25 protein-coding genes are annotated in these 23,271 nt (G+C 68.7%); 15 read left to right on the forward strand and 10 right to left on the reverse strand.

From position 1 onward, the window contains the following. Positions 1–5 precede the first annotated feature (5 nt). Both HF999_RS14105 and HF999_RS14110 read right to left on the reverse strand, forming a co-directional pair. Positions 6–626, reverse strand: coding sequence for a DUF6668 family protein (locus tag HF999_RS14105; protein WP_168546493.1), 621 nt, complete (start codon positions 624–626; stop codon positions 6–8). Next, positions 623–2,035: a MinD/ParA family ATP-binding protein gene (locus HF999_RS14110; protein WP_168546494.1), complete on the reverse strand. Its 1,413-nt coding sequence runs from the start codon at positions 2,033–2,035 to the stop codon at positions 623–625. The genes HF999_RS14105 and HF999_RS14110 overlap by 4 nt, the downstream gene beginning before the upstream one ends. A 45-nt stretch (positions 2,036–2,080) precedes the next feature. Between HF999_RS14110 and HF999_RS14115 the strand changes: the two genes are divergently transcribed. Beyond that, positions 2,081–2,401 (forward strand): hypothetical protein, encoded by a 321-nt coding sequence (locus HF999_RS14115; protein WP_168546495.1) that lies wholly within the window; start codon positions 2,081–2,083, stop codon positions 2,399–2,401. Positions 2,402–2,530: 129 nt separating this feature from the next. Here the strand turns inward: HF999_RS14115 and HF999_RS14120 are convergent, their stop codons facing one another. Beyond that, on the reverse strand, positions 2,531–4,285 hold the full coding sequence (locus HF999_RS14120; RefSeq protein WP_168546496.1) for a cutinase family protein: 1,755 nt from the start codon (positions 4,283–4,285) through the stop codon (positions 2,531–2,533). 488 nt (positions 4,286–4,773) lie between these two features. Here HF999_RS14120 and HF999_RS14125 point away from each other — a divergent pair, with 488 nt between their 5' ends. The 3 genes from HF999_RS14125 to HF999_RS14135 are packed head-to-tail and all read left to right on the forward strand — an operon-like array spanning position 4,774 to position 6,863. Then, positions 4,774–5,193 (forward strand): ImmA/IrrE family metallo-endopeptidase, encoded by a 420-nt coding sequence (locus tag HF999_RS14125; RefSeq protein WP_168546497.1) that lies wholly within the window; start codon positions 4,774–4,776, stop codon positions 5,191–5,193. After that, positions 5,190–6,254, forward strand: coding sequence for a hypothetical protein (locus HF999_RS14130; RefSeq protein WP_168546498.1), 1,065 nt, complete (start codon positions 5,190–5,192; stop codon positions 6,252–6,254). Before HF999_RS14125 ends, HF999_RS14130 begins: the two co-directional genes overlap by 4 nt. A 6-nt stretch (positions 6,255–6,260) precedes the next feature. After that, positions 6,261–6,863 (forward strand): hypothetical protein, encoded by a 603-nt coding sequence (locus HF999_RS14135; protein WP_168546499.1) that lies wholly within the window; start codon positions 6,261–6,263, stop codon positions 6,861–6,863. A gap of 1 nt (position 6,864) precedes the next feature. On the opposite strand, the gene HF999_RS14140 is transcribed toward HF999_RS14135, so the two are convergent. After that, positions 6,865–7,284, reverse strand: coding sequence for a helix-turn-helix domain-containing protein (locus HF999_RS14140; protein ID WP_168546500.1), 420 nt, complete (start codon positions 7,282–7,284; stop codon positions 6,865–6,867). Positions 7,285–7,379: 95 nt separating this feature from the next. On the opposite strand from HF999_RS14140, the gene HF999_RS14145 reads away from it, so the two are divergent. Then, entirely contained in the window at positions 7,380–8,795 is a 1,416-nt protein-coding gene (locus HF999_RS14145) for a cytochrome P450 (RefSeq protein WP_168546501.1), read from the forward strand. A 4-nt stretch (positions 8,796–8,799) separates the two neighbouring features. Beyond that, positions 8,800–9,783 carry a GAF domain-containing protein gene (locus tag HF999_RS14150; RefSeq protein WP_168546502.1) on the forward strand — a complete coding sequence of 328 codons (984 nt, stop codon included), beginning with the start codon at positions 8,800–8,802 and terminating at the stop codon, positions 9,781–9,783. Positions 9,784–10,085: 302 nt separating this feature from the next. Here HF999_RS14150 and HF999_RS23025 read toward each other — a convergent pair whose 3' ends face one another. Beyond that, entirely contained in the window at positions 10,086–10,592 is a 507-nt protein-coding gene (locus HF999_RS23025) for a helix-turn-helix transcriptional regulator (RefSeq protein ID WP_168546503.1), read from the reverse strand. A gap of 179 nt (positions 10,593–10,771) precedes the next feature. Between HF999_RS23025 and HF999_RS14160 the strand changes: the two genes are divergently transcribed. The 3 genes from HF999_RS14160 (at position 10,772) to HF999_RS23030 (ending at position 13,832) form a co-directional block, all read left to right on the forward strand. Then, complete coding sequence (locus HF999_RS14160; RefSeq protein ID WP_168546504.1) at positions 10,772–11,104, forward strand: hypothetical protein; 333 nt, start codon at positions 10,772–10,774, stop codon at positions 11,102–11,104. A gap of 99 nt (positions 11,105–11,203) precedes the next feature. Beyond that, on the forward strand, positions 11,204–11,404 hold the full coding sequence (locus HF999_RS14165) for a hypothetical protein (RefSeq protein WP_168546505.1): 201 nt from the start codon (positions 11,204–11,206) through the stop codon (positions 11,402–11,404). A gap of 394 nt (positions 11,405–11,798) precedes the next feature. Then, the gene (locus tag HF999_RS23030) at positions 11,799–13,832 is read left to right on the forward strand and encodes a winged helix-turn-helix domain-containing protein (RefSeq protein WP_168546506.1); all 2,034 of its coding nucleotides are present in this window, start codon (positions 11,799–11,801) and stop codon (positions 13,830–13,832) included. 25 nt (positions 13,833–13,857) lie between these two features. Here HF999_RS23030 and HF999_RS14175 read toward each other — a convergent pair whose 3' ends face one another. Further along, the gene (locus tag HF999_RS14175) at positions 13,858–15,204 is read right to left on the reverse strand and encodes an ATP-binding protein (protein WP_168546507.1); all 1,347 of its coding nucleotides are present in this window, start codon (positions 15,202–15,204) and stop codon (positions 13,858–13,860) included. Between the two features lie 211 nt (positions 15,205–15,415). On the opposite strand from HF999_RS14175, the gene HF999_RS14180 reads away from it, so the two are divergent. The 3 genes from HF999_RS14180 to HF999_RS14190 all read left to right on the forward strand — a co-directional run bounded on the left by HF999_RS14180 (position 15,416) and on the right by HF999_RS14190 (position 17,543). Beyond that, a complete protein-coding gene (locus HF999_RS14180) occupies positions 15,416–15,739 on the forward strand; it encodes a hypothetical protein (protein ID WP_168546508.1) in 324 nt (107 codons plus the stop codon). A gap of 239 nt (positions 15,740–15,978) precedes the next feature. Then, positions 15,979–16,668 (forward strand): ParA family protein, encoded by a 690-nt coding sequence (locus tag HF999_RS14185; protein ID WP_168546509.1) that lies wholly within the window; start codon positions 15,979–15,981, stop codon positions 16,666–16,668. Then, positions 16,668–17,543, forward strand: coding sequence for a ParB/RepB/Spo0J family partition protein (locus tag HF999_RS14190; protein ID WP_168546510.1), 876 nt, complete (start codon positions 16,668–16,670; stop codon positions 17,541–17,543). Before HF999_RS14185 ends, HF999_RS14190 begins: the two co-directional genes overlap by 1 nt. Positions 17,544–17,777: 234 nt before the next feature. Here HF999_RS14190 and HF999_RS14195 read toward each other — a convergent pair whose 3' ends face one another. From HF999_RS14195 to HF999_RS14210, 4 genes are all read right to left on the reverse strand, one after another. Beyond that, positions 17,778–18,164, reverse strand: a complete 387-nt coding sequence (locus HF999_RS14195; protein WP_168546511.1) for a hypothetical protein — start codon at positions 18,162–18,164, stop codon at positions 17,778–17,780. Positions 18,165–18,215: 51 nt separating this feature from the next. Further along, positions 18,216–19,529: a type II toxin-antitoxin system HipA family toxin gene (locus HF999_RS14200; RefSeq protein ID WP_168546512.1), complete on the reverse strand. Its 1,314-nt coding sequence runs from the start codon at positions 19,527–19,529 to the stop codon at positions 18,216–18,218. Then, complete coding sequence (locus tag HF999_RS14205) at positions 19,522–19,836, reverse strand: helix-turn-helix domain-containing protein (protein WP_168546513.1); 315 nt, start codon at positions 19,834–19,836, stop codon at positions 19,522–19,524. The genes HF999_RS14200 and HF999_RS14205 overlap by 8 nt, the downstream gene beginning before the upstream one ends. A 98-nt stretch (positions 19,837–19,934) precedes the next feature. Then, positions 19,935–20,591 (reverse strand): hypothetical protein, encoded by a 657-nt coding sequence (locus HF999_RS14210; RefSeq protein ID WP_168546514.1) that lies wholly within the window; start codon positions 20,589–20,591, stop codon positions 19,935–19,937. A gap of 224 nt (positions 20,592–20,815) precedes the next feature. Between HF999_RS14210 and HF999_RS14215 the strand changes: the two genes are divergently transcribed. The 3 genes from HF999_RS14215 to HF999_RS14225 are packed head-to-tail and all read left to right on the forward strand — an operon-like array spanning position 20,816 to position 23,186. Continuing rightward, the gene (locus HF999_RS14215; protein ID WP_168546515.1) at positions 20,816–21,028 is read left to right on the forward strand and encodes a hypothetical protein; all 213 of its coding nucleotides are present in this window, start codon (positions 20,816–20,818) and stop codon (positions 21,026–21,028) included. Beyond that, the gene (locus HF999_RS14220) at positions 21,025–22,209 is read left to right on the forward strand and encodes a site-specific integrase (RefSeq protein WP_312854145.1); all 1,185 of its coding nucleotides are present in this window, start codon (positions 21,025–21,027) and stop codon (positions 22,207–22,209) included. Before HF999_RS14215 ends, HF999_RS14220 begins: the two co-directional genes overlap by 4 nt. After that, positions 22,206–23,186, forward strand: coding sequence for a recombinase (locus tag HF999_RS14225; RefSeq protein ID WP_168546516.1), 981 nt, complete (start codon positions 22,206–22,208; stop codon positions 23,184–23,186). Before HF999_RS14220 ends, HF999_RS14225 begins: the two co-directional genes overlap by 4 nt. The last annotated feature ends 85 nt before the right edge of the window (positions 23,187–23,271 follow it).

Here is a 23,271-nt window from a genome sequence, read left to right on the forward strand (position 1 = left end):
CGAGTTCAGTTGTTCGCCGAGGCGTCGGCGTGGACGAGGTCGCGGAGTTCGGTTCCGAGACGGGCGATGTCCTGATGAACGGCGTGCGTCAGGTCCTTGACCCGCTTCTGCGGGAGCGTGTTCGGATCCGCGGTCGCGAGCGCCTTGATCGGCAGCTCGAGGAGCTGATCGAGCCACGGAATCGACCACGACATTCCCGCGAGCGAGGTCACCGTCTGGCGCAGGCGGCGGACCTCGCTGGTCCGATTCCCCGGTCCGCCGGCGACGAGGATGAGCCCGAGCAGCCGCGCCGGGATGTCGTGCTCGGTGTGGTACTGGCGCAGCGCCAGGTGTGCTGCGTCGAGCCCGGCAGCTGTGTCACGGGCAACCAGGACGGTGTAGGGGGACTCCGTGCTCAGACCAGGCCACCGCGCGCCGCCATCGCCGGCGTGCTGCCACATCTGCGCGAGGGTCGAAACACCCGCACCGCCGTGAGCGCCGACCAACCAGACCATCGAGCTGGCACCGTCGGGGTGCGGGGTGTCGCGGACGGGAAGCCAAGGCTCGGTGTCCGTCAGCGGAGCGATTCCGGCGAGCCCGGCCGGAAGCGGGATCGGGCCGGTGGCGATCCGCGGAACGGCCGTCATCGCCGTGCCCCGCTCGCGGCCGCCGCGCGGCGGCGCCGGTCCGCCGCGCGCGGGAAGTCGTCGCCGATCACCGCGGCGAGCTCGAGCACGGACCACTGGGTCTTCTTGCTGAGCAAGTCGTAGACGATCGGCCCGTCGGCCGCGAGGTGCTTGTCGAACGGCAGCTCTAGCACCTGTGCGGTGAGCTGCTCACGCTGGTACGGGTCCTCCTGCTCGTGGTAGCCCTGGATGACCTGGGCGAAGTCCCGCTTGAGCTGGGGCACACGGAACTTGCCGCGCTGACCCGTGTCGTTGATGACGACCACGCAGCGCGAGAGCAGGTGGCGGAATGTTGCGATGTCCTTCCCGTTCTCGTCCTTGAGCGGGATGGTCTCGTCGAGGTCGTCGCTGGGGTAGTTGTGCAGGAAGTTGAGCGTCTGCTCGGCCTTCTTGACGGTGCCCTTGGCCGTGCCGGCGACGATCACGACCATGTCGGCCCGGGTCAGGACCGCTCGCGTCACATCGTGGTGGAGCTCGGTCCCGCAGTCGGTGACGATGATCGGGCAGAACTGCTGCGCGACGTCGAGCAGCGCGTTGTACTCACCAGCGGTGAGCTGGTGCGCGGCCGCGATGTTCTCCGACCCCTGAACGACCTCGAAGTTGGCCTTCGACTTGCCCGTGTAATGGGTCAGACCGGGGTACGTGGCGGTCGGCGCGGCCTGCAACTCGCCGGCCGCGTCGATCCGGAAGAGGTTCTTGTCGGCGAGGATGTGCCGAATGTCGTAGGAGGAGGGCGAGTCGAGACGCTCCTTGAGCGTGCCGGTTGCCGGATTGGCGTCGATGCCCAGTACCCGGGTCGCAGCCGCGTTCATACCGAGCGCGGTGAGGATCTCCGCGGTGGTCGTGCTCTTGCCTGCACCGCCCTTGATCGTGACGACCGCGATCTTGTACCCCAGCTCACCGGGGCTGACGTTCATGCGGTCGCACAGCGCATCGCGGCGGACGTCGGCCTTGCTGCGGCCCATGTTGACCGAGCCGCCGGACAGATCGAAGACCATGCGGCGCACGCCCGCGGTCGGCGGGAGCTTCGTCTCGCCGCCCGGCTCGAGGAACGGGGTCACCGGAGCGGGGGCCGGCGGGGCCGGCACCGGTGCAACCGGCGGGACGGGACGCAGTGCCCGCGGCGCGGACACCTTCTGCTGGTGCGCCCGAAGCTCCTGGACGGGCGCGACGGGAATGTCGCTGGTGTAAGTCTCCTCGGCCGACTCCGTGGGGGCGTCGTACCAGCCCTCGGGGACCGCGGCGTCGGCCTGTGTGTATGCCTCAGCCGCCGCGGCGAAGTCGTTCTCGGCCGCGGCCGCGTCTTCGGTGGGAGCCCACTGGCTCATCCAGCTCGGCTGGGCGTTCTGATCGGTGGAAGTGGAAGTCATTTGCGCTGTCCTTCGGTTCGATTCGGTGGTTGTTCGTGCAGGGAAGTGTCGGATTCCTACGGGCGGCGTCCCGGGCTCACCGCCGCGCCCTCCCTTCCCGTCGGATGCGGCGTAGGAGGTCTGGTCGCGCGCGGCGAAGCCCTCGCCGGCGTCGCGGGTCGTGCCGACGGCCCCGACGAGGTGGCGGCGCCGGGCACCTGCACCGAGCCGGTCGGCACACGGACGGGCTCAGCGGAAGCGGGAAGGAGAGAGGTCGCCGAGGAGATCACGAAAACCAGCCCCGCGCCGAAGGCCACCAACGTGGCCACGCAGCCCGACACGACGACGAGGCCGCGGCGCCTCCCGAAGGCGTCCCCGACGGTGTAGCGCCACCAGTACCGCGCGTCGCCGACCCGGTCACCGAGCGTTGTCCGACAGTGGGTATCGGATACCCGCTTTGACCTGCGGTGCATGTTCTCCTCCTTCGCTGGTGGTTGTTTCGGAAGCTCGCCGGGGCTACTTCGGCCGCGACGACGTAGTGGTCGGCGCGGTCCCGGTCGATGCCGAGGTGGACGAGCCCCCGAGGATCGAGTTGAGGTCGATCCCGCCGAGGTCGACGCCGGCGCGCCCGAGGTCGGCGCTCGACACCGTCGGAGCGCTACTCGCGGACGATGTGGAGCTGGCCGCCGCCGGCGGCGTCGTCGCGCTCGGCGACCCCGTCGGGGTCGGAACGGCGCTGACGATCTGCGCGACCGGGCCGGTCACCTGCGGAGGCAGGCCCGTCGCGCTCAGCGCACCCGGAAGCGCGGGCAGCGGCTTGATCACTGCGTCGATCACCTGCTGCGGCGACGGCAGGCCCGAGCCCTGCCCGGCCCCGCCGTTCGCGATGTCCTTCGCGGCCGCGGCGAACCACCGCGCCACGAACGTGGTCGGCGGCATCCCGGTGGGCGTCGAGGCGGCCTTGCTGTAGCTGGTGTGCTTGGCGCCCGTGTCCGCATACTTCTGGAACATGCCGACCACGTTCATCAGGTCCAGCGGGTTCGGGAACGACTGCTTGGTCTGATCGAAGGCGTTGAGCACGTTCAGATCCGCGGTGAGCGGCGGTTCCACCGAGACGACGGACTTCTTGAGCTGCGGCGTGAGCGCGCCCGCGACCTGGGTCGGGCTCGACGCGCCTGCGGTGTTCGCAGCACCCCACACCGACTGCGGGGTCATCGTCGTGAGCGCCTTGACCGGCGTCGCGCTCGATCCGATCAAGCCGCTGCGCGCGCTCGGCGTCAAAGCCTGCCCCAGCTGAGGGAGCGGATTGCGAGGATCGGAGGCGTACTCGAGTCGCTGAGCGACCGACGAGAACACCGGAATCGGCCCCGCCGCTTCAGTCGGCGCCGCCGCGGGACCGGCGACCGCCTTCACCACGGTCTGCGCGAGGGCCTGTCCGATCGTGCTGATCGACTTGATCGGGTCGTTCTGGTCGAAGGTCATCTGCCCGCCGACGTTCGTCACCAGATGCACCAGGGGGCCGATCAACGGCGTGTTGGTGGGCGCATCGCACGCCAGGTCGCCGTCGGCGCAGAAGCTCGCGTACCGGCCGGCGACCTTCCCCAGGTCGACGTTCTGGTCCTTCGACGGACCGATGCCGCCGCCGACAGGCGCCTTCGACGACGCGGCGCGCACCTTCGAGACCTCACGACCGTTGGTACCGGGCACCGCGGACGGGGCGGTCTGACCGGGCTTGCCGGGAAACAGCGAAGCCCCGGGCGGACGCCCGGGGTCGCCGAAGTTCGCCACCGCGGCGATCTGGTCGGGTCGAATCTTGGTCTGTCCCTGCAAGACCATGTTCAACACGCCCTTGACCGCGTGCGCGCCTTGGCTGTAGCCGGTGAGCGCGAACTTAGTGCTCCGGCACCGCCCCGCGGTCTCCTCCATCATCTTCACGGCTCGATTGCCGGCGTTCTGGACTGAGACCGCGTACGGGGCGTTCTGGCCGGGCGTGCTCGGCCCAGCGCCACCGAAACTCGCCTCGTAGGGCACGTACACGCGGGAGACGAGGGAGCCGGCCTGCTGCTGCATCGGCTTCATGACCTCGGAGAGGAAGCCCGTATCGACGTTCACCGGAGCGTTGGGGTTCGACTGGCCGGTGCCCTGGATACCCAGGACCTCCAACGCGGGGCATCCAGCGGCGAATGCCGCTGCGGGACTGACGAAGGGAAGCACGCTGCACGCGAACGGTGCAGCGACGAGCGTGACCAGCGACCGACGAGCGATCGACAAACGCCGCGAGGATCCGCGCATAGCAACACTCCCGTGTTCATGCGCAGGGTGATCCGTTACCCACTCACGGGCCTACTGCGAGGTAGACTCGCGACGCGGGGACGTCACTATCCCTGCACGCGGGTCCTGCCGCCGGTTGGTGCGGCCGCAACGAGGATGCCACTCGTTGTCACGGCCGTTAAGTTTGCGCTGTCCTTCCCGGCGGCAGGACCCCCACTACTTCAGTGAAGGTGGGCTCGGTCCGCCTTCCTCGCGGACCGTGTCCTCCCATCCGACTCGCTGCTCCGTTGTTCTAGCAACGCTCCGGTGTGAATTACATTAGCGGCCTTCACCCGCAGATCCGCCCTGAGTTTCCCCAAAGTTTATTTACCGCCTTCGCTGTGCTGTATTTCGGCACTTGGGCGACTTCGCGGTAGGGCGCGGCAGTGGGTATTCTTTCGCTACGCCGGTTTGAATCTGCGATCTAGGGCCACGCAACGGGGGTGTCGATGCTGCTGCGAACGGACGAAGTCCGCTCCGCGGTTGCGCGGGCGATGAAGCACCATCGACGCCACACTGCATCCATTGGAGGGGCCGATGTGGATGCAGTGGTGGCTGCGGTCGCTCAGTCGGAAGGCATCAAGATCAGCGTCCGTGACGCGCACCTCCCTCTCGGGTACTACGGACGATGGCTTCGATCCGCCGACGGCAGTGAAGTCTTCGAGGTCTCAACAGGGCTCGCCTCCCGCGACTGGACGATCGCCCACGAGCTCGGGCACCTGATGCTCCGCCACTACGTGGACTCCGACGAACGCGGTTGCCGGGTTGACGATCCGTTTGCTGAGTATCAGGCAGAGCGCTTCGCCGCTCTTCTCACCAGTCGCCTGGCGGTTGCTCGTCGCGCCCCGCGGGACGCGGTCTTCTCGTGATGGTGATCGCCGCGGCCCTCTGGATCGCCGCTGCGCTTCGCCTCAACCGGTGGCTTCAGAATCCCCGGGTCACCCCTGCCGTAGGCGCCGTCATCGTCCTGGCGGCCCTTGCGGCGCTGACGACGTCCAACACCCGCCTCTTCGGCGGCATCGGTCTCGACATCAAGGCTGTCAGCGCGGTGCAACAGCTCCTGCTTCTGGCAGCCTGTGTCGGAGCTGAGGTCGTCCTCGCCGGCATTGCTGAACCGGCAAGGCTGGCGCGCCGCTTCCCGCGACTTATCTGGCGCGCAAGCTTCGTCGGCGCTGCAGTTGTGGTCCTTTTCGTTGTCGGGCCTGCTGTCCCTGTGGGAATGAGCATTTACGACTTCGCTGCGCAGTACGCCGGAAATCAATACATCGGTACCGCATTTCTTCTGGTTCAAATCTATTCAGGAGTCGCCTGCGCTCGTGTTGCCTACTTTGCGCTGAAACTTATTAACGACGAGCGTCTCCGCATTCCGATGGTGCTGCTTGCCGCCGGCGCAGCAGTCTTCACTCTCTACGCGATCGCAAGATCAGCCATACTCGTCGCGTCGCTTGCCTTCGACTTCGAGCCGCACTTGCGGATCGTCTTCACAGCTATGTCCTCCGTCGCTGCTGTGGGGGCGGGACTGCTCATCGCTGCATTCTGCTGGGTCCCGGTCGCACGCACCCTCCGCGACGGGCAGCGACTATCGCGGCAAGCCCCGATCTACTGCCAGGTGACCAAGTTCGACCCAAGCCTCCGCGCCGACTGGCGCATCGGCGGCTTTTCGTTGAGCCGACGTGCCGACGCGCACGCCACTGTCATCTTAGATTTCCTCACATTACTACTGCCGCAGTCGGTTCCGGACTCTCCGTGGGAATCGGACTCATCCGCAATAGCCTCTTGGCTTGCTCTCCCGAGCGATGCAGCGACTCGCCCCGAGGTCCACCTCGGAATGCTCGCGGTCCCCGACGGAAGGCGCCCTGCTGAATGGCTCGATGAAGTTCTCCGCCGGCTCCCCGGTCGGCGCTCTCCGCTTCTGGACGATCTACTATGAGTCATGATGGCTGAAACAACCGACGCGGCAACACAATCAACGCCCAACCTACTTGCTCGCCTCGTGACCGAGGCATCCGCACCATGGTTGGTGAACGTGCTCGCCGCCCTGGCGGTGGGATCGATGTCAGGCGCGCCCGCGTGGGGGGCTTTCGCTGCGTTCATTGCCGGTCTCGGCCCCATCCTGGGGATCCTCATGCTCATGCGCCTCGGTCGAGCAACTGACCACCATGTAGGCGACCGGCGGCACCGCGGCCTCGTATTGGGGATGATCGTGATCATCATGACGCTCGGTGTCGGGCTCGAGGTGCTATGGCGTGCGCCGGCCGCGATCGTCACGCTCTCGGTGGCCGGCCTGGTCACGATCGTCGCGGTCGGCGTTGTAACCAGCATCTGCAGGTACAAGATCAGTGTCCATACTGCTGTCTGGGCGGGTACGACGCTGCTCCTCGCCGCTCTGATCGGTACGCTGTGGCTCCTTGCCGCCCTGGCCCTTCCTCTTGTCGGCTGGGCACGTGTACGCGTCCGCGATCACACCGTCGGCCAGACCGTCACGGGGGCTCTTCTTGGCCTAGCGACCGTGGTCGCGACGCTCGGAGCACTCCAGTAGGTCAGTCCGAGTCCGTGGTGGCGCTTCCACGCTCCTCGGCCGCCCTCAGCTTCTCCGTGAGCGCTAGTACCCGTGCGCGCGCCTCCGGCGAGAGCTGCGCGGAACGGTAGGCGATTTCCACGGCCCCGCTGTCGCTTACAGCGTTCAACGCAGGACCGCTGCTCTCACGAATCATCTGCGCATATCCCTCGTCCTCGACGAAGTAGTCGACCGGAACGTTGAACCACTTCGCGAGCCCCACAACGACGTCGACAGACACCTTTGCCTTCCGGCCGGTCCGCAACTGCGATAGGTAGGGAGCGGACAAACGCCCGCCAGCGGCACTAACACCCTGGGCGACTGCCGCAGTCGTATAAGGGACGCCACGGGCAGGGTCAGGCCTCGACTCGAACAAGTCGTTGAGCTTGTCCGCGAACGTCATCACATCCATCCTGCCGAGACTGAAACATGTACCGTTGCCGTATCAACGCACCTTAACACCCGAGCCTCAGTGCTCTATTTGAAGACTCAAGCAAGATGGTGCGTGTCCGCCTGTCGGCGACGCGCGATCGGACCAGTTGGAAGGAACTCCTCAACCACATGACGACCATCCCGCACCCTCCGCATCGCATCCCCGTCCTGGGGGACCTGCTGAGCCTTAACTGGACCACGCCGACGCAGCATGAGGCTGACCTCGTGGCTGAGCTGGGCGGAATCTATGAACGAAAGATCTTGCGAGACAGCCTCGTTATCGTCGGAGATGCGAAGCTCGCCGAGCAGGCGTGCTCGGAGGAGGAGTGGAGTCGCGCGCTGGTCGGTCCAGGCGCCTACCTGCGCCGGATGATGCCCAAGGGGTTATTCACGGTCAAGAGCAGTGACCCCACCTGGGGGACTGTTCGCGAGGCCCTTCGCCCAGCCTTCGATCAGCAGGCCATGCGTCGGTACCACGGCGCCATGGCGGAAGTGATCGCCGAGCTCGTCGAGTATCTCCGAGCACACGATGGCAGCCCGGTACCGATCCACGACCTCATGACGCGTCTGACAGTTGAGATCATCGCCAGCGCTGGTTTCGGGTACAGGTCCGGCGGGTTCGATACGAAGATCGCCGACGATTTGTTCCTGACCGGCATCCGCGACGTCCTGGAATGGTCCAGTGCCGAACCGAATCGTCCACCGCTCATCTCCGAGTTGGGCGCCGCCGAACGGCGGCGCAAGGCCGACGATGCGATCGCTCGCGTCCGAGGCCCAGTCGTGGAGCTGGTCGAACGGCGCCGGAACGACGACGATCCTGACGCCAAGGACATCCTCGCGTCGCTGCTACCGACGGACCTCCCCCCCGACGTCATCGCCGACCAGGCCGTCACGTTCCTGTTTGCCGGGCACGAAACGACCGCTGCGCTCCTCGAGGCCGCAATCTTTTACCTCACCACCCCGGATGGCGGGGCCGAGCGTCACGCCCGGATCGCGCAGGAAGCCGGCGACCTCGCCGCGACAGGGGTCGAATATACCGATATCCCCAAGCGCCGCTGGACCCAGCAGTTCCTGCGTGAATGCCTGCGCCTCCACCCGCCGGCGCCCGGCTTCTTCCGGATCGCGAAGCTTGACACCAAGCTCGGCCCCCACTACATCCGCAAGGGCACGGTGGTCTTCGTCCTAGCGCTCGCCGCGCAGCGCGATCGCGCTAGCTGGGGAGATGACGCAGCCGCCTTCGATCCGAACCGCTTCGACCGAGGTCGCGACCTCGGATGGAACCGGCCGTTCGGCACCGGTCCGCGCGACTGCATTGGCCGCGTCTTCGCAATGCATGAGGCGACCTTCGTGCTCGGCCAGCTCGCCGGCGAATTCGATATCGCCGCGGTCCAACCCACCAACGAAATCACCATGATCGAGCGAGCGACTCTGCGCCCTGCACCGCGCGACTACACCTTCACCGCACGGGAGAATCGGAGCTAACACGATGTGGTCGTTAATCGAATGCCTCAACGGGCTCGAGGAAGCCACCTGGGTCTGTGAGAACGGGGAGCCCCAGGACTTCCGTTCGGTTCGCAGGATGCTCTTCGCCAACGAGTGGCTTCCCCTTCTTGATCAAGCGTTCCACACCCGCACCTCGGGCGCGGCGACCGTTGGCAGCAAGAAGGGCGACCACCGCGTGGTGATCCACCCCGTAATCGGCCCGGAGGCTACGGTCTACGCCTTCCACGTCTGGATCGCGCCCCTCGATCAGGCGCCCACGCCGCCGCCACCTACCGCCGGTAACCGCTGGCTGCTCGACCGCCAGGCAGTCCAACAGACACCCGAGTCGTTCGCCATGTCCGGCGGGGGCGAGCAGTTCCACGAGTTCCGTTCGGCGCCGCAATTCACCGGCCGTGCCCTCCGGTCGGACGACTTCGACAAGATCCTCCAGATCGTCGGCGACCCAACGCCCGAGAAGAAGATCATTACCGAGTCGACCATCCTCAACGCCCGGACCGGCCGCGTGATGCCGTGGGTCGTCGTGTGCCGCGGCCACGACGGCAATGAGATGAGGATTCTCTTCTGCGACGTCGCGCGGTTCGGCATCGAGCCTAAGATCCCCACCCCCGAGGCGTTGAGCCTGCGTGCCATGTCTGCCGCGGCCGGCCGGTGGGCGGCCCTCGCCGCCATGGCGACAGATCCGATCACGGAACGACGCGACATCATCCTTGCCCTGTGGATCTCCGAACGCCCGCCGTGGTTCGTCGAGTTCGTTCCGGACACCACCGACTTCATCCATCCCGACGACCGCTCCCTCTTCAGCGCCGCCAGCGTCATGCGCGCCGATGCAACACCCCCTGAAGTGCGAATCCGGATCAACTCAAGCGATGGCTGGCGCGGCATGAACGGCGCCATCCGCCCCTACAGCCTGGCCGGCGGCAACGCTCGGGTGGACGACCTCTACATCGTCGAATTCTGGGAATCCTGAGCCAGCTGCACACAGGTTGGAATACACCGCCAGACGTTGCGACATTCCACGCCTCGTTGTCGCACCGAATCTGTTGCGCCGCTCCGGAGTTGCGCAGCCCGTGATCGTTTTGTAACCTCTGCCACAGCTTCCATCGTTGATGAAGCAACGCAGCGCTCTCGCGCCCCGCGAGAGGATGTTCCCGACGCAGCGGGCTGCCGTCGGTCGCTGGACACTCACCTATGGGAGAAGTCTGTGTTCAGGGACCCTGGCGTCGCCGTCCGACTCGTCGAGCGACCGCTCGTCGCGGCCGCCGCTGCTGCCTATGGCCGCTGCTTCGTGCGAAGCCATGCCGCGCGCACTGCGCCCGGCGTGATCCGAAGTTCCTCCGCGAGGCGCTCGGCGACGTCGTCGGTGAGGGTTGAGGCGCCACGCTCCAGGGTCGACAGTGTCGTAGTTGAAACCCCGATCCGCTGCGCCAGGTCCGGTTGCGTGCGACCTCTCAGTGCTCGCCAGTCGGACAGTTCTAGCTCGTCCTCGGGGATGGGGATAACCCTTGCCATGAACCGGTCTGTCAGGTCAGTCACCGAAGCGCCGCCGTACTCCCGCTCGCCGGATGTCTGCGCGACCGCAGCCAGCGCCGCCACCGCAGTTCGGAGCAGGTCGACCTGCGGCGTGGTCTGCGACTTGAGCCCCTCGCGCTGCCACTTGCCGATCGACGAGACGGACACGCCCGATCGGCGAGCAAGCTCTGCTGTCGATACGTCCAGCTCGTTGAGTAGCCCCCGGAATTCGCGTGCAGAAAAGGCCCGCTGCACGACCCGTGCCACTACACCTCCCGAACGACGACGACTCAAGGTTCCTCCTGATCGTGCCGCGCCCGGCGCCGGCCGCTCCAACGTGAGTGCAATAGCTGACTGTAATATCTGACGAAAAGACTGTACCGTATCGACGGGGAGCAGAAGCCACTCCTGCTCCAACGCACTACTTCCGCTCGAAGGAGGCTCTGATGACGAATCGAGGCCGCAAGCCGCTCGCGCCGGTGACCGCTCAGGTCGGCGCTTGCGCGTCACTCGACCCCGACCGCTGGCACAACCTGGGGCGCGAATCCCCTGAGTCCATCCGACGGATGTACGGCGCGTGCGCCCGGTGCCCCATCATCGACATGTGTCGCAGCCAGCTCGCGGTGCACCTCGAGGAGATCGCGGCGGAAGACGGTGAGCCCCTCAAGGACACGCTCTGGGCTGGACAGTTCTTCGGCAAGCGTGGCACGAAGGTCCACCCCAGCAATTACCTTGGCTCACGGTCGAAGAAGGTCACCGGCTTCGACGCGGTTGCGTAGCGCATGCGACTCACCGTTCATCGAGACAGGGAACCCCGGATGCGAACGCTGCGGCGCGCCTCCCGCACAGAACCCAGTACTGCTAGCAGAATTGCCCGCATGGCTGGACGAGTTTCCAAGGGCGATCGAGCGGCGCTGTTCTCGCGGTGCGACCCGCGCATCGCCGCAGCGGCCAAGCGCGGCGCCGACGATCACGGTCTCACCGTCAGCGACTACCTCGCTTGGCTCGTCGCTCGCGACAACGGCCTGGACGAGATTGCCCCAGCCGCACAGGAGGTGCTGCTACCGACCGCCTCCTAGCCGATGCCAAACGCGGCCCAGCGAGGCCGCGACCTACGACCCAAATTCCATAGCGGAAGCGCAGAACGCGACGCAGGACCACGCCTGCATCCAGGTTCATCGGGCACGAAAAAGACCCCCTAGTTGGCGCTAGAGGGCCTTTCCGAAAGTTTCTCGGGTTTCACGGTTGGCGCCGTGTCCCAGAATGCGTTTCCGCACTACCCGAAGGGATCAATTGTCCGCCGAGGACTGGTCTCAGGATAGCGTGCACCCTGACCACAGTGCAACGAATCAGGCGAGTGTGGGCGCGCCGTCACACCCCACGGGATGTGATGCTCACTCGCTACCATCATCTACCTGCGCTGACACTGCCGACCGTGTGACAGGTGTTGCGCATGATGCTCGTGGTGTCGGCGTGTCGCCTGACGCGGCGTGGGCGCTGACGAGGCGGTTGTCGCCTCGCGCCGCAGTGCGGTGCCAGGACGAGAGCGGCAAGTACGGGCTGACCACCGCGACCCATGCAGCCGCGCCGTCGACGGCGTGGGCGGTGCACTTGACCGACGCGCAGCTCAGGTTTCGGCTGCTTGGGTTCGACTTCGACGCCAAGCTCAAGCCTGGGGAGAAGCAGTCCGCGCTCAGCGACAGCCAGCTTCGTGCCCGCGCGCACGAGGACGCGCAGACTCTCGCCGCGATCCTCACCGACCTTGGGATCGAGCACGTCGTGTGCGCCTCCGGACCGGGTGGCGGCCGCCACCTCTGGGTTGCATTGCGCGAGCGCGTTCCGTCGCAGCTCGTCGAGGACGTCGCGGTCGCGGGCGGCCGCCTGCTCCGGTCCCTGGACATCGCCCCGCTGACCAACGTGGCCACGGGCGCGCTACGCCCACCGGGCGCCCCGCATCGTGCCGGTGGCGCGTCGACTCCGATCGCCGGCGACGTTGAAGTCCTGTGCCGGCCGACGGTGCGCCGTGGCGACGTTGAGGCCCTTCTGCACCGCCTCGTCGAGCTGGCGCCCGCGCCGGAGCCGCCTGCCCCCGGGCGGATGCTCCCGGTCGAGGACGCCGCCGATGGGCATCCGCGGATCCCCGGCACCTGGCGCCCCCTCAGCCAGTACGGGTGGCAGCTCGCGGGTGAGACGCTTGCACCGTCGGACGACGCCTCCGCCCGTCTGTTCTCGGTGCTGCTGTCCGCGGCCCGCGCGCACTGGACGCTCAGCGACGTCCAGGCGCACCTTCGCGACCATCCCGGACTCGAGCACGTGCGGACCGTCCGTGGCGCTGACGGCGGTCGGCTCCCGCGGCCGCGGCGCGGTGCCGCCTCCCCCGCGAGGATCCTCGCCAAGAACTGGGCGGCCGCGGTCGCGCACCTGGCCGAGAACGCGCTCGTCGGCCACGACCTCTCGCACGACGACCCGGACTTCGAGGCCCGCGCCGGCGAGCTGACGGCCGCGGTCGCTCACCTGGACCGCAAGGCGGACGCCAGCATGGGCCGCTGGGCGCGGCCCGGCGGCGCGAAGGACCGTCTGGTGCTCGACGCGCTCCTGGAGCTCGCGCTGGCCACCATGCAGCTCGCCGTCGGCGCCTCCATCCGCGACCTCGCCAAGAAGACCGGCGTCTCCCGAGAGAGCGCGTGGCGCGCCCTCTCCGCCCTGGAGGCCGACGGCTGGATCGCCCTGGACACCCTCTCCGAGGGTACCCGCGCTGCCGTCTGGCGGGTCCTGCCGTGGGGCCTGACAGAGCACGGCGACGTGGCCACCGAGGAAGACCACCCCTCCGGCACCGGTATCCACAGCGATGCGATCACAGGTGTGACACTCGGGGGCACAGCCCCCGACCCCCCGCGACCCCTCCCGCAGAAACCGCACGGCGCGGCCGCCCGCAGCGTGCTGCTCACCCAGATGCGGGACCGCCGGGCGCTGGCTCGCCACGACGCCTTCACCGGCAGCCACGACGGACTAGGCCCCTGGGTGGGATGGGTGTACTCCAGGCTGCCCAGAACCCCGGCGCCGCTCGAAGAACTGCTCCCGGCCTCAACACCCGGGGACGCGCTCGAACAGGCTGTGATGCAGCTCCAGGGCGCCGGACTGGCGACGCTCGACACCCGTGGCCACGTTTCGCGCACAGCTCCCGAGGCCCGCGACTCCTTCGCCGCCCACATCGGTACCGACGGCACCCTCGATGAGCGCGCCGCCGAGTACGACCTGGAGAGCGCACTGTGGGCGTGGTGGGTCGACGAGTCGATGTGGACCACCCGCGGCGGCCGCAACGAACGCCGGCGCCAGCTCCGCACCGGCGAGAGCGTGCGGCGCCGGCCGGGCCAGCGCACGCTCGCCGTCGGGCAGCCATCGTGGGCCGATCGCGAGCAGTACCCGCGGCGCCGCGGCGGCCGCCGGGATCACCGCGCGGCGCGACGGCAGCTCGAGCAACGAACTCGTGCTGCTCCCCCGCGCTAGCCGATCGCGTCGGCGGGCCCGCGCTCTACAGCGCCGGCCCCGTGGTACGGGAAGGGCCCGAAGCGCCAGGCGCGCGCCGCGCCGGCGGCGGCACACCGTCGGCGTTGCCGCGCCCGTCGGTCCGGCCGAAGTGCTGCTGCGTGGCACCGCGCCACGCAGCGGACCGCGGAAGAGCGCGCTCGCCCTCTGCGGCGCGCTCAGTGCGGATGTACTCCGCGAAGCCCGGCAGCCCGAACATCACCGACCCGTAGCCGGCCTCGGTGATGACCCCGGACGTGAGCAGCTGGTCCCGCACGTAGGACAGGCTCGTGCTTGGCTTCCCCAGCCGCTCCGCGATCGCCGAACGCGCGATCGCGCCGTCGCCGAGCTCCGCCATGGCCTGCACGAACTCCCGCTGCTGCGGCGTCCGGGCGCGGTCGAGGCGGTTGCGGAACATCTGCCGCATGTCCGCGTCGACCTTCTGCTGCCCCACCTCGAGGTGCTGCCGCGTGATCGTGCCGCCGGGGTCCGGCCGGCTCGCCGCATTCCAGGTGTGCTTGCCGATCAGCTGGAGGGTGTGCGGATACCCCTCCGCCCGCTGCACGGCCTCCTGCAAGGCGTCCTGGTCCCACTGCACCCCGAGCTGGTGCGCCGGCCCAGCGAGCGCGACCGCCGACGCCGACGGGTCCAGCCCGCCCAACGTGCGGTAGTCGAACCGCTCCGCATTCGTCACCGCATCGTTGATGACAACCGCACTCGTCGGCAGACCGGCGGTGAACAGCGCCACCGGTAGGTCCGCGCGCTCCGCCTGGAGATTCTGCCAGGCGTACGAGAGTGTGCGCAGGCTCGCCGCATCCGCCTCCTGGATCTCGTCGACGAAGATCACCACTCCCCCAGGCCGCTTGTCCCTCGCCTGCTGGTGGACCTCATCGAGCAGGTCCTCCACATCGCGCGCATCCACCGGCTGGTTCTGCGCCGCCTTCGGGCGCGGCGCGACAGTCGCCTCCGCAGAACCGATTCCAGGAACCGAGAGCCCGAACTTGAGCGTCGTCCGCTCGCTCAACCGCGCCCGCGACGAGGATTCCTTCCCCGACACCTGCCGCGCGATCGCGCGCTCCGCCGCCACCGCGATCGACGACAGAAGCGACCGCTGCTCGCCGGCCACTACCCACACTGTCAACGCCTGGAACTGCTGCGCGGCAAGGCGCTCCGCCGCCCGCATCATCGAGGTCTTCCCCAGTCCCCGCGGCCCCTGATCCACCCGGATCACCGGCACCAGCGACTGCGTCGCGGCCATGAAGTCCAACCGCTCACGGTAGTCGGCGAGCTGCTCATCACGACCCGGCACGTGGTGCGCCACCTGGCCGGGCGTGTACGGACTCGGTTGCGGCACGACACGACCTCCTGATAACTCCCGATAACTTCCTCAAGTTATCGGAAGCTATCGGTTCACGCCGAGGATGCAGACTAATCCGAACAGATGTACTATTGCGATGTTGGCCTGGTGAGCGCGGGGGAAGACGTGCTCACCAGGCCGCACACGTACAGAAAGACGGTCTCGCCCTACTTGCTCAGGGGTGCAGCCGACAGGGCAAGGTGAAACAGTGTTCGATCCCCGAGTCTGGCAGGAGCGAACTCCCCCGCGCCCGGTGCGCGTCTCGATCACCCGCGCACTCCCCCGCCTCGCCCACTTCGGCACCCGCGCCGACCGCACTCCGCTCTGGATCCGCGCCGGCGGCGTCCACCTCGAACACACCATGGACGGCGAAGTCATCGGTGTTTGCCGACTCGACGATGGCCAGTGGCTCGTCAACGTCCGCATCCGGCCGCGCGTCGGCCAAGAAGGCATCGCCACCATGACCACCTGGGTGACGGCCGACGCGGTCTCATCGTGGCCTGACGACCAACCACGGAGCACCCGCGCCTAATACGTCACTGTGACACAGCTTGTCGCAGATCGGCGAACAGGCCAACTCGCCCACCGAAGGGCTTGACCAAAAAGTTCTAGACCCTCTAGAATGGGCGTGTGGGCGCAGCGATCGCCACAACAGCTCCTACGCTGAACCGGACCGCATTCACAGAATCTTTCCCGCGGGAAAGACGCCCACGATCACTCCGAAGTAGCCGCGACGGTCGCGGTGAAGCCTACGGAAGGAAACCCGCCACCATGGCAGTCCACGTCCTGATCCAGCAGAAGGGCGGCGTCGGAAAGTCGACGCTCGCAATGAATCTCGCAGCGGTCAAGAACGACCTCCTCACCGACAAGGGCGACGACCAGGAGAAGTCCCCTGTCCTCGTCGCCTCTGTCGACCCGCAGGGCTCAGCGATCTGGTGGGGCGACCGGGTCGACGACCTCCCCTTCCAGACCACCAAGGTCGAGAACGCCGCGGAGATCGCGCAGTTGCCGAACCTGCCCGGCATCGACCACGTCTACCTCGACACCCCCGGTTGGCTCGGCGAGCGACCGGGCGAGGACGGCAACGACGGCGCGGCCGCCGCGATCTACGCCGCCCTCGAAATCGCCGACCTCGCCATCGTTCCCATCACCACAGAAGGCCTGAGCTTCGACCCCGCGACCCGGACGATCGAGAAGGTCCTCAAGCCCCGCAAGATCCCGTTCGTGGTCGTCATCAACGCCTGGGAACCGCGCGACAGCACACTCGAACGCGACGAGACCATCGAGTTCGTCGACGGCATGGGCTGGCCCCGCGCAAAGCGCGTCGTCCGCAAGTACAAGGTCCACAGCCGCGGCGCCGTCGACGGCCGGGTCTGCACCCAGTACGACGCCAGCCGCACCGCCCTCCAGGCGCGCGAGGACATGATGGGCCTCGGCGCCGAGATCGCGGAGCGATTCTGATGGCCACCAAGCGCGGCGGGCGCACATCGCTCGCGAGCCTCACGGGCGCCGTCGGCGACAAGAGCTCCGTCGACGGGCTCGTCGAAGGACTCTTCCTCGCCAAGGTGCCGCTGAATCAGTTGGCCCCGAACCCGCGCAACCCGCGGTACTCGCTCGGCGACCTCGCGGAGATGGCGTCTATCAAGGTCGGGCAGCTCACCCCGGCGACGGTCATCTCGCGATCGGCCTGGCTCAAGCTCTGGCCCGAGGACGTCGATCAGATCGGCGATGCGTCCTACGTCGTCGCCGCCGGTAACCGGCGCCTAGCCGCCGCCCGGCACTTCGAGGTACCCGGCCTGGACGTCATCGTCAGCGACCAGTTCGCGGTCGACCGTGCCACCATCATGTGGCTCGCGATCACCGAGAACGTGGACCGCCAGAACCTCGACATGCTCGACGAGGCAGAGGCGATCGAGGTCCTGGTCCAGGAACTCGGCTCCGCCACCAAGGCCGCCGAACGGCTCAAGAAGTCGCAGCCCTGGGTCAGCCAACGCCGCTCCCTGCTGAATCTGCCCGACGAGGTGAAGGAGCGGGTGAGGGCCGGCGAGATCGCCTTCCGCGAGGCGCGCGAGCTGGCCCAGCTGCCGCCCGCGGCGGCGCTCGAACAGTGGCGCCGCAGCCTGGCCGCCGCCAACAACAGCGACGACGACCAGGCCGAAGCGGAGGCCCCGAAGCCCCCGGCGCCTCCGAAGCCCACCACGCAGAAGGCGGCTGCCCGCACGCTCCGCCGCCTGAGTGCCTCACCGAAGATCCTCGCGGAGGCGATCGTCGAGGTGCTCACCGCAGACGAACTGCGTGAGCTGCTCGCAGAGGTGGAGGCCAACGCCACCGAGTAGACGCCGAACCTTTCCCGCGGGAAAGATGGTGAAGACGCCGATGCTCCCCAGGGTTAACCCTGGGGAGCATCGGCGTTTCTGGGCGCTTTCGATTCGACGCGGCGCGATCTTTCCCGCGGGAAAGATCGTCAGGGCGAGGGCTTGATCGGCGGTGTCTTTCCCGCGGGAAAGATCGCGGTTCATCGCCCGACCGGCGGGGAATCTTTCCCGCGGGAAAGATGGGAAGTAGGGCGGTCAGTAGGTGCGGAACGAGGGGAAGGGTAGCGCGTACGCGCCGTCCGACCCGGAGGCGTGTTGGATGCGCTCGACCTCGACGATGTCGCGCAGCTCGGCGGGATTCAGTGTGGCGAGATAGCGCGCGTATTGGAGGTTCGCCTGCGCGCACGCCTCCCGGAGGAGGGTCTCGACGTTCTCGACGTTCGCCTTGCGGCACCGGACGAACCCTGCCTCTTGCCAGTCCAGCTCTTCGTCCGCCTGGCAGAAGCGGCGGAAGATGTGCGCCCACATGTTCCCGGGCTCGCGGGTGAACCTGGGGGAAACCTCGCGGTAGGAGCCGCGGATCGGGCTCTGCTCCACATTCACACCCGCGAACACCACGGGCGGCACAGTCGAATCGTCCATGTCGTCGAGCATAGAGAGCTGCACTGACAGGACGTGGAAGCTTAGGGTCGCTCAACCTCGTTGCTGGAGCCCTTCGCGGCCGCCGTGTCGCGCCGGCGAGCTTCTGGGGCCGTCGCCGGTCGCGATGTTCGCGTCGCTGCCTTGCCGACGACCGGGCCACCCGCGAGGTCGATCCCGCCCGGCCCGGCCGAGCGCGGCTGATACCTCCTGCCGGACCTCGTTGAGCGCCGCCCGCACACGCGGCGTGAAGGCGGGCTCCTCGGCCACGGCGGCGTACACCTGCTTGACGAACGCCCGGCCCTCGCGGCTCGGCACGCCCATCAGCTCGCCGGCCTCGAGGAGTCCCTTCGCCATGCCGGCGGTGGTGTTCTCCCGGTCGAGCGACGTGGCGTGACGCTCGGCCCGGTCCGGATTCGGGTTCACGTCGAAGATGGGGGAGAGGCGCCAGCGATCCCCGGCGCGGATCACCGCGTGGTTGCGGAGGTGATCGTCGGTGTTGTTGAGTGCTACGCCCAGGGCGATGCGTTGCCAGAGCGCGCGCTGATCGTCTGCCGGCGCCCCGGCCTCGACGAGCTGCCCGGCCAGATCGAGGTAGTCCGCCCGGTCACCGTCGCGGCGACCCAGGAGCGTCATCGCGCTCGCGAAGCCGATCCGCCCACCGGTGGCGGTGCGGTCGAAGCGCGGCACGATGAGCGTGGTGTTCGGGCCCTCGCCGAGCAACTCGGGGGAGGGCGCCACGATGCCCACCGCGGCCGCGACGCGCAGCGCGGCGTACTCGTTGCGGAGCGTGGCAGCGTGTTCTGCCGTCGTCGAGAGCTTCGCCAAGCACAGGCGGCCGGTAGCGCCGACCACCGACACCTTCGGGTGCGCGCCGCCGAGGGAGCCGGTACCCATGTCGAGTAGGTGCGCCGCGGCGCTCCGGGCGTGTGGGTCATCGAGCTGCTGCGTTTGCTTCGCGAGCGCGCGCAGCGTCGGCAGATCACTGACTCGAGGAATGTCTCCGACGGGGGCCTGCCACTCGTCGCCCTGCCGAAGGCGAAGTGCGCCCTGGCGGAGCGGATCGTGCACCGCTAGCAGGTACTCGGCTTCGGTCGGCGTCCGCTCCAGCGACCGCGCGACGAGCGTCCTGCCCCAGCGGTCCGGCGCGGTGTCGGTGAAGGCGCCGAACAGGCGATCGCTGAACGCCGGCGCGAAGCTGGTGCGGGGGAGGTCCGGCCCGAGGTCGTACCCCTTCGGGTGCACCGCGAATGCGCGGTCGTAGGTGAACGTGAATCGCTCGGCGCCGCGCGTGCGCGCCGCGGTCAGCTCGCCGACGAGCATCCCAAGCTGATCGTCGACGACCTCCAGGACCAGCCGGTCAGCCACGGCGCACCCGCTTCGGCAGCGCGTCGCGGATCAGCGCGATCCCCAGCTCGGACTCGTTGGGGTCCAGGGCCGTGGTGAGCGTGTCGAGGAGGCCGAGCGAGTGGAGGATGCGCAGCAGCCCGTCCGTGGAGGTGCTCATGTCGCCGCCCTCGATCTTGCTCAGCGTCCGAACGGAGACGTTCGAGCGCTGGGCGAGGTCCGCCTGCGTCATCCGGCGGGCACGCCGCCATGTTCCGAGGTCCTCGCCGATCCTCGTCGAAGCCTCCGCGACCGCGCGCCCCTGCACCGACCCTAATCCGATCTCCATAATAAGCAGGATAGTGCATCTTAGTGCGTAATGACAGCACTATCCTGCCTATTACAGAGCAGCCGGGGGCGGTGCGCCTACTACAGCAGCACCACCGTCTAGGTGGTGCCGGCGATCGCCGCGCGGCGGGAGGTGTCGACGACGGTACCGTCGAGGGCGACCCCGAAGATCCGGATTCCCCAGTCCGCGGACGAGTCCGCGGCCGCGAAGCCCGCGAGCGCCGCGGCGGCGCGGGCACGCTCCTCATCCTCGCCCAGCCGGGTGAGGTAGTCGACGGCGAAGCTCTCGGCAGCGAGACGGCTCAGGTGCAGCGACTGCCCGAACGTGGCCGGGCCGCCCTTCCCGTTCGCTGCCGGCGTGCGCAGGTCCTGGAGCTCGACGACGTACAGGCGCTGCCTGGCGAGATCGCCTGCTGCCGCCGTCAGTTCGCCCACAGACGCCTCCGCGGCCCTGGCGGCCGCGTGCACGGCGTCCACCTTGGAAGAGAAGTTGACCTGCGGCACAGCCTCGGTGGGGCGGAGGAAGTGTCCGCCGCCGGCGCCCTTCCGGGCCTCGACCATGCCCGCCTCGATCAGCGGCGCGTACGCCGCGCGACCGGGGCGCGGCCCCGCATCCGCGCCGAAGATCTCGGCGTTCAGCTCGTCCAGGATCGGGCCGCGAGTGCCGACCTTCCACTGTCCGCTCCGTGCCAGAGCAAGGAGGTAGTCGGTCACCTCGTCGATCGCCGCGCCCGGCTCAGGCTTCCTTACAACCATATTTATCCCTCGTCTTTCTGTCGGTTCGCAGTATCTTTTGGTGCGGCACGACTGTACCACCACCCGATCCCTTAAGCAACCGGAGGTTCGCCGGAACTTAATTCCCTATAGGGTGCGCGAGGTGAGTCACCACTTGTTCCGATGCGCTAGCAATCGGGAATTTCTATTCCCGCAGCGAAATCGGACACTATGCAGGTCAACGCCGATTTGGTACCTTCGAGGGCATGAACATGCACGTCAGCGCCCGGGAGGTGTCGCAGAGCGCCGCTGCGGCGCCGTGCCCGTGGTGCGGGTCGAGCGTGGCCACCACGGCGTGGCCCGGCGAGACCGAGCGCGTCTACGCCGATCATCGGCTGCCCGCGCCCCACGGCCGGGAGCGCTGCCCGGCGTCCGGGCTCACCCGGTCCGAGGTCGAACCGGCCGGTGGCCCGCGGTGACCGCACCGTCGGGCGACGTCACGTCACGTGACACCACGATCGAGCGCCGCCCGCACGCCGGCCAGGTGGCGTTACCGCCGGAGATCCTCACGCGCATGGCCGAGGTCGTCGAGCACGCACAAGCGACCGGCACCAGCCGGGCGTACCGCGCCGCGTGGGTCCGGTTCGAGAACTGGTGCGCCCGCCACGGCTACGCCGCCCTGCCGGCGCGACCCGAGGTGATCGCCGCGTACCTCGTCGTCGCCCGAGACACCGTGACCGAGGCGGGGAAGCGCGCGTACGCGCCGGCCACCCTGAGCAAGTGGGTCAGCGCGATCGCCGACCGTCACCGCCGCGCCGGCATCACCGACCTGCCGACCGGGCACGAGCTTGTGCGCGAGACCCTCGCCGGCATCAAACGCGAGTACGCGATCGCGGGGGAGAGGCCCCGCCGACCGCGCGCCCCGCTGCTCACCGACGACATCATGGACCTGGTCACCACGGCCCGCGATCAGGTCCTCGGCTGGGCCGACGCGGCTGTCGAACGGCGCGACAGCGCCCTGCTGCTCGTCGGCCTGGCAACCAGCATCCGCCGGTCCGAGCTGGTCGCCCTGACCGGCGCCGACGTGGCGCTGCACCGCGCGGACGGCCTGCACGTCACCGTCACGCGGTCGAAGACCGACCAGGAAGGCACAGGGCACCTGCACCCCGCGCCACGCGCCGAGGACCCACGCCGGTGCCCGGTCTGCGCCGCGGTGCGCTGGGCCGAGGTCGTCGCCGTCAGCGACCGCTACGGCCGCCGCGGCGTGATCCGCCTGCTGACCGGAGCGCCCTCGCTCGAGACGGCCGGGCACGTGTGCACCGACCCCGACCAGCTCGCCAGCCGCTGGGTCGCCGCCCGGCGCCCGTTCTTCCGGTCGATCCGCCGCAACGGACTGGTGGGCGAGCACGCCCTGGCGGCGTCCTCCGTGCACGCCATCGTGCGGCGCCGCGCCGAGCGCGCCGGCATCGACCCCACCGTCGTCGAGGAGCTCGGCGCGCACAGCCTCCGCGCCGGGCACGTCACCCAGGCGCTCCGGAACGGCGCGAGCTTCGAAGAAGTGATGTCCCAGACCGGGCACACCACCGTCTCCACCGTGCTGCGCTACCGTCGCGAAAATGCGCCCCTTGTAAGCAATTCCGTCACGAAACTCGGCCTATGACAACGGTCGACGGCTTCGGGGCGCGCGACCGCGCCACCTGGACGCTCTGGGCCGACTGGTGCGCGGCCGTCGGCGAGCCCGTGCTGCCCGCACCGCCTGCCGTGCTGGCCCGGTTCATCGCCGCCAACCCCGCGGCGACCCGCACGCAGCGCCGCCGGGTCGCCGTGATCAACGGCGCGCACCGTCGCGCCGGCCACCGTCCGCCCGGCATCGCCGAGACGGTGCGCGAAGCGATCGACACCGCGCGTACCGCCCGCCGGCACCACCTCGTCGACCTCGCGGCCGACGTCGCGACACACCTCCCGGAGGGCTGGCCCGCCGCGCTCTTCGCCCGACGCGACGCGCTGCTCCTGGTGCTCGCCACGACCGGGATCGGTCCGACGGCACTGAGCCGGCTCACCGCCGGGCAGGTCTACGCCGCCGGCGCGGTCGACCAGCTCCACATCACCACATGCCGCGAGCAGCTCAGCACCGCGAACGCGCTCGTCACCGCGGGCGTCTCGCCCACGGCCGTCCTCGAGGAGTGGCTACGCCTGCGCGCCCTCCAGCACCACGTCCCGAGCGCGAGCGCCACCGCGACTGCCCTCCGCGGCGCACCCACCCCCGCTGTGCCGGCCCTGCCCGACGAGGCGCCGATCTTCACACCTCTCGACGGCTGGGGCAGCCCACCGCTCGACACCACCGCAGCGCTCAGCGCCCCCGCGATCGGCGCCCTGCTCCGCGCACACCTGGCCGGCGGCGCCCCCGCACACCGACACCTCGCGCCGCGCCCCACCCCCGAGCTTGAACCAGGGCCCCCCGAGTACCCCACGCCCGCGCCGCTCGACCCGCGGACCTACGATCGCGGCATCGCCGCACGCCGCGCAGCGCGGAGCGCCCTTGCCGACGTTGACGATGTGCTCGACACCGTCGACGCCCGCGCCGGACAGCTCAACGAGGACCTCCTCCAGCTCCTCGACTACGTCACCACAGACTGACCGGAACCAAACGGCGACCTGGTGCGTCCAATTCATGTGAGAGATGACGCCCTGCATGCCCGCGCCCTTGACGCCCTGCTCGCCG

This window comes from Tsukamurella spumae, assembly GCF_012396015.1.
GTDB lineage: Bacteria > Actinomycetota > Actinomycetes > Mycobacteriales > Mycobacteriaceae > Tsukamurella > Tsukamurella spumae.

What these genes read in the sequence shown, in the direction of transcription:
- HF999_RS14150 (WP_168546502.1), top strand. Translation starts at nt 8,800, where the DNA reads ATGTGGTCGTTAATCGAATGCCTCAACGGGCTCGAGGAAGCCACCTGG.
- HF999_RS14105 (WP_168546493.1), bottom strand. Translation starts at nt 626, where the DNA reads ATGACGGCCGTTCCGCGGATCGCCACCGGCCCGATCCCGCTTCCGGCC.
- HF999_RS14140 (WP_168546500.1), bottom strand. Translation starts at nt 7,284, where the DNA reads ATGACGTTCGCGGACAAGCTCAACGACTTGTTCGAGTCGAGGCCTGAC.
- HF999_RS14135 (WP_168546499.1), top strand. Translation starts at nt 6,261, where the DNA reads ATGGCTGAAACAACCGACGCGGCAACACAATCAACGCCCAACCTACTT.
- HF999_RS14215 (WP_168546515.1), top strand. Translation starts at nt 20,816, where the DNA reads ATGAACATGCACGTCAGCGCCCGGGAGGTGTCGCAGAGCGCCGCTGCG.
- HF999_RS14160 (WP_168546504.1), top strand. Translation starts at nt 10,772, where the DNA reads ATGACGAATCGAGGCCGCAAGCCGCTCGCGCCGGTGACCGCTCAGGTC.
- HF999_RS14185 (WP_168546509.1), top strand. Translation starts at nt 15,979, where the DNA reads ATGGCAGTCCACGTCCTGATCCAGCAGAAGGGCGGCGTCGGAAAGTCG.
- HF999_RS14110 (WP_168546494.1), bottom strand. Translation starts at nt 2,035, where the DNA reads ATGACTTCCACTTCCACCGATCAGAACGCCCAGCCGAGCTGGATGAGC.
- HF999_RS14190 (WP_168546510.1), top strand. Translation starts at nt 16,668, where the DNA reads ATGGCCACCAAGCGCGGCGGGCGCACATCGCTCGCGAGCCTCACGGGC.
- HF999_RS14125 (WP_168546497.1), top strand. Translation starts at nt 4,774, where the DNA reads ATGCTGCTGCGAACGGACGAAGTCCGCTCCGCGGTTGCGCGGGCGATG.
- HF999_RS14225 (WP_168546516.1), top strand. Translation starts at nt 22,206, where the DNA reads ATGACAACGGTCGACGGCTTCGGGGCGCGCGACCGCGCCACCTGGACG.
- HF999_RS14165 (WP_168546505.1), top strand. Translation starts at nt 11,204, where the DNA reads ATGGCTGGACGAGTTTCCAAGGGCGATCGAGCGGCGCTGTTCTCGCGG.
- HF999_RS14195 (WP_168546511.1), bottom strand. Translation starts at nt 18,164, where the DNA reads ATGGACGATTCGACTGTGCCGCCCGTGGTGTTCGCGGGTGTGAATGTG.
- HF999_RS14210 (WP_168546514.1), bottom strand. Translation starts at nt 20,591, where the DNA reads ATGGTTGTAAGGAAGCCTGAGCCGGGCGCGGCGATCGACGAGGTGACC.
- HF999_RS14145 (WP_168546501.1), top strand. Translation starts at nt 7,380, where the DNA reads ATGGTGCGTGTCCGCCTGTCGGCGACGCGCGATCGGACCAGTTGGAAG.
- HF999_RS14205 (WP_168546513.1), bottom strand. Translation starts at nt 19,836, where the DNA reads ATGGAGATCGGATTAGGGTCGGTGCAGGGGCGCGCGGTCGCGGAGGCT.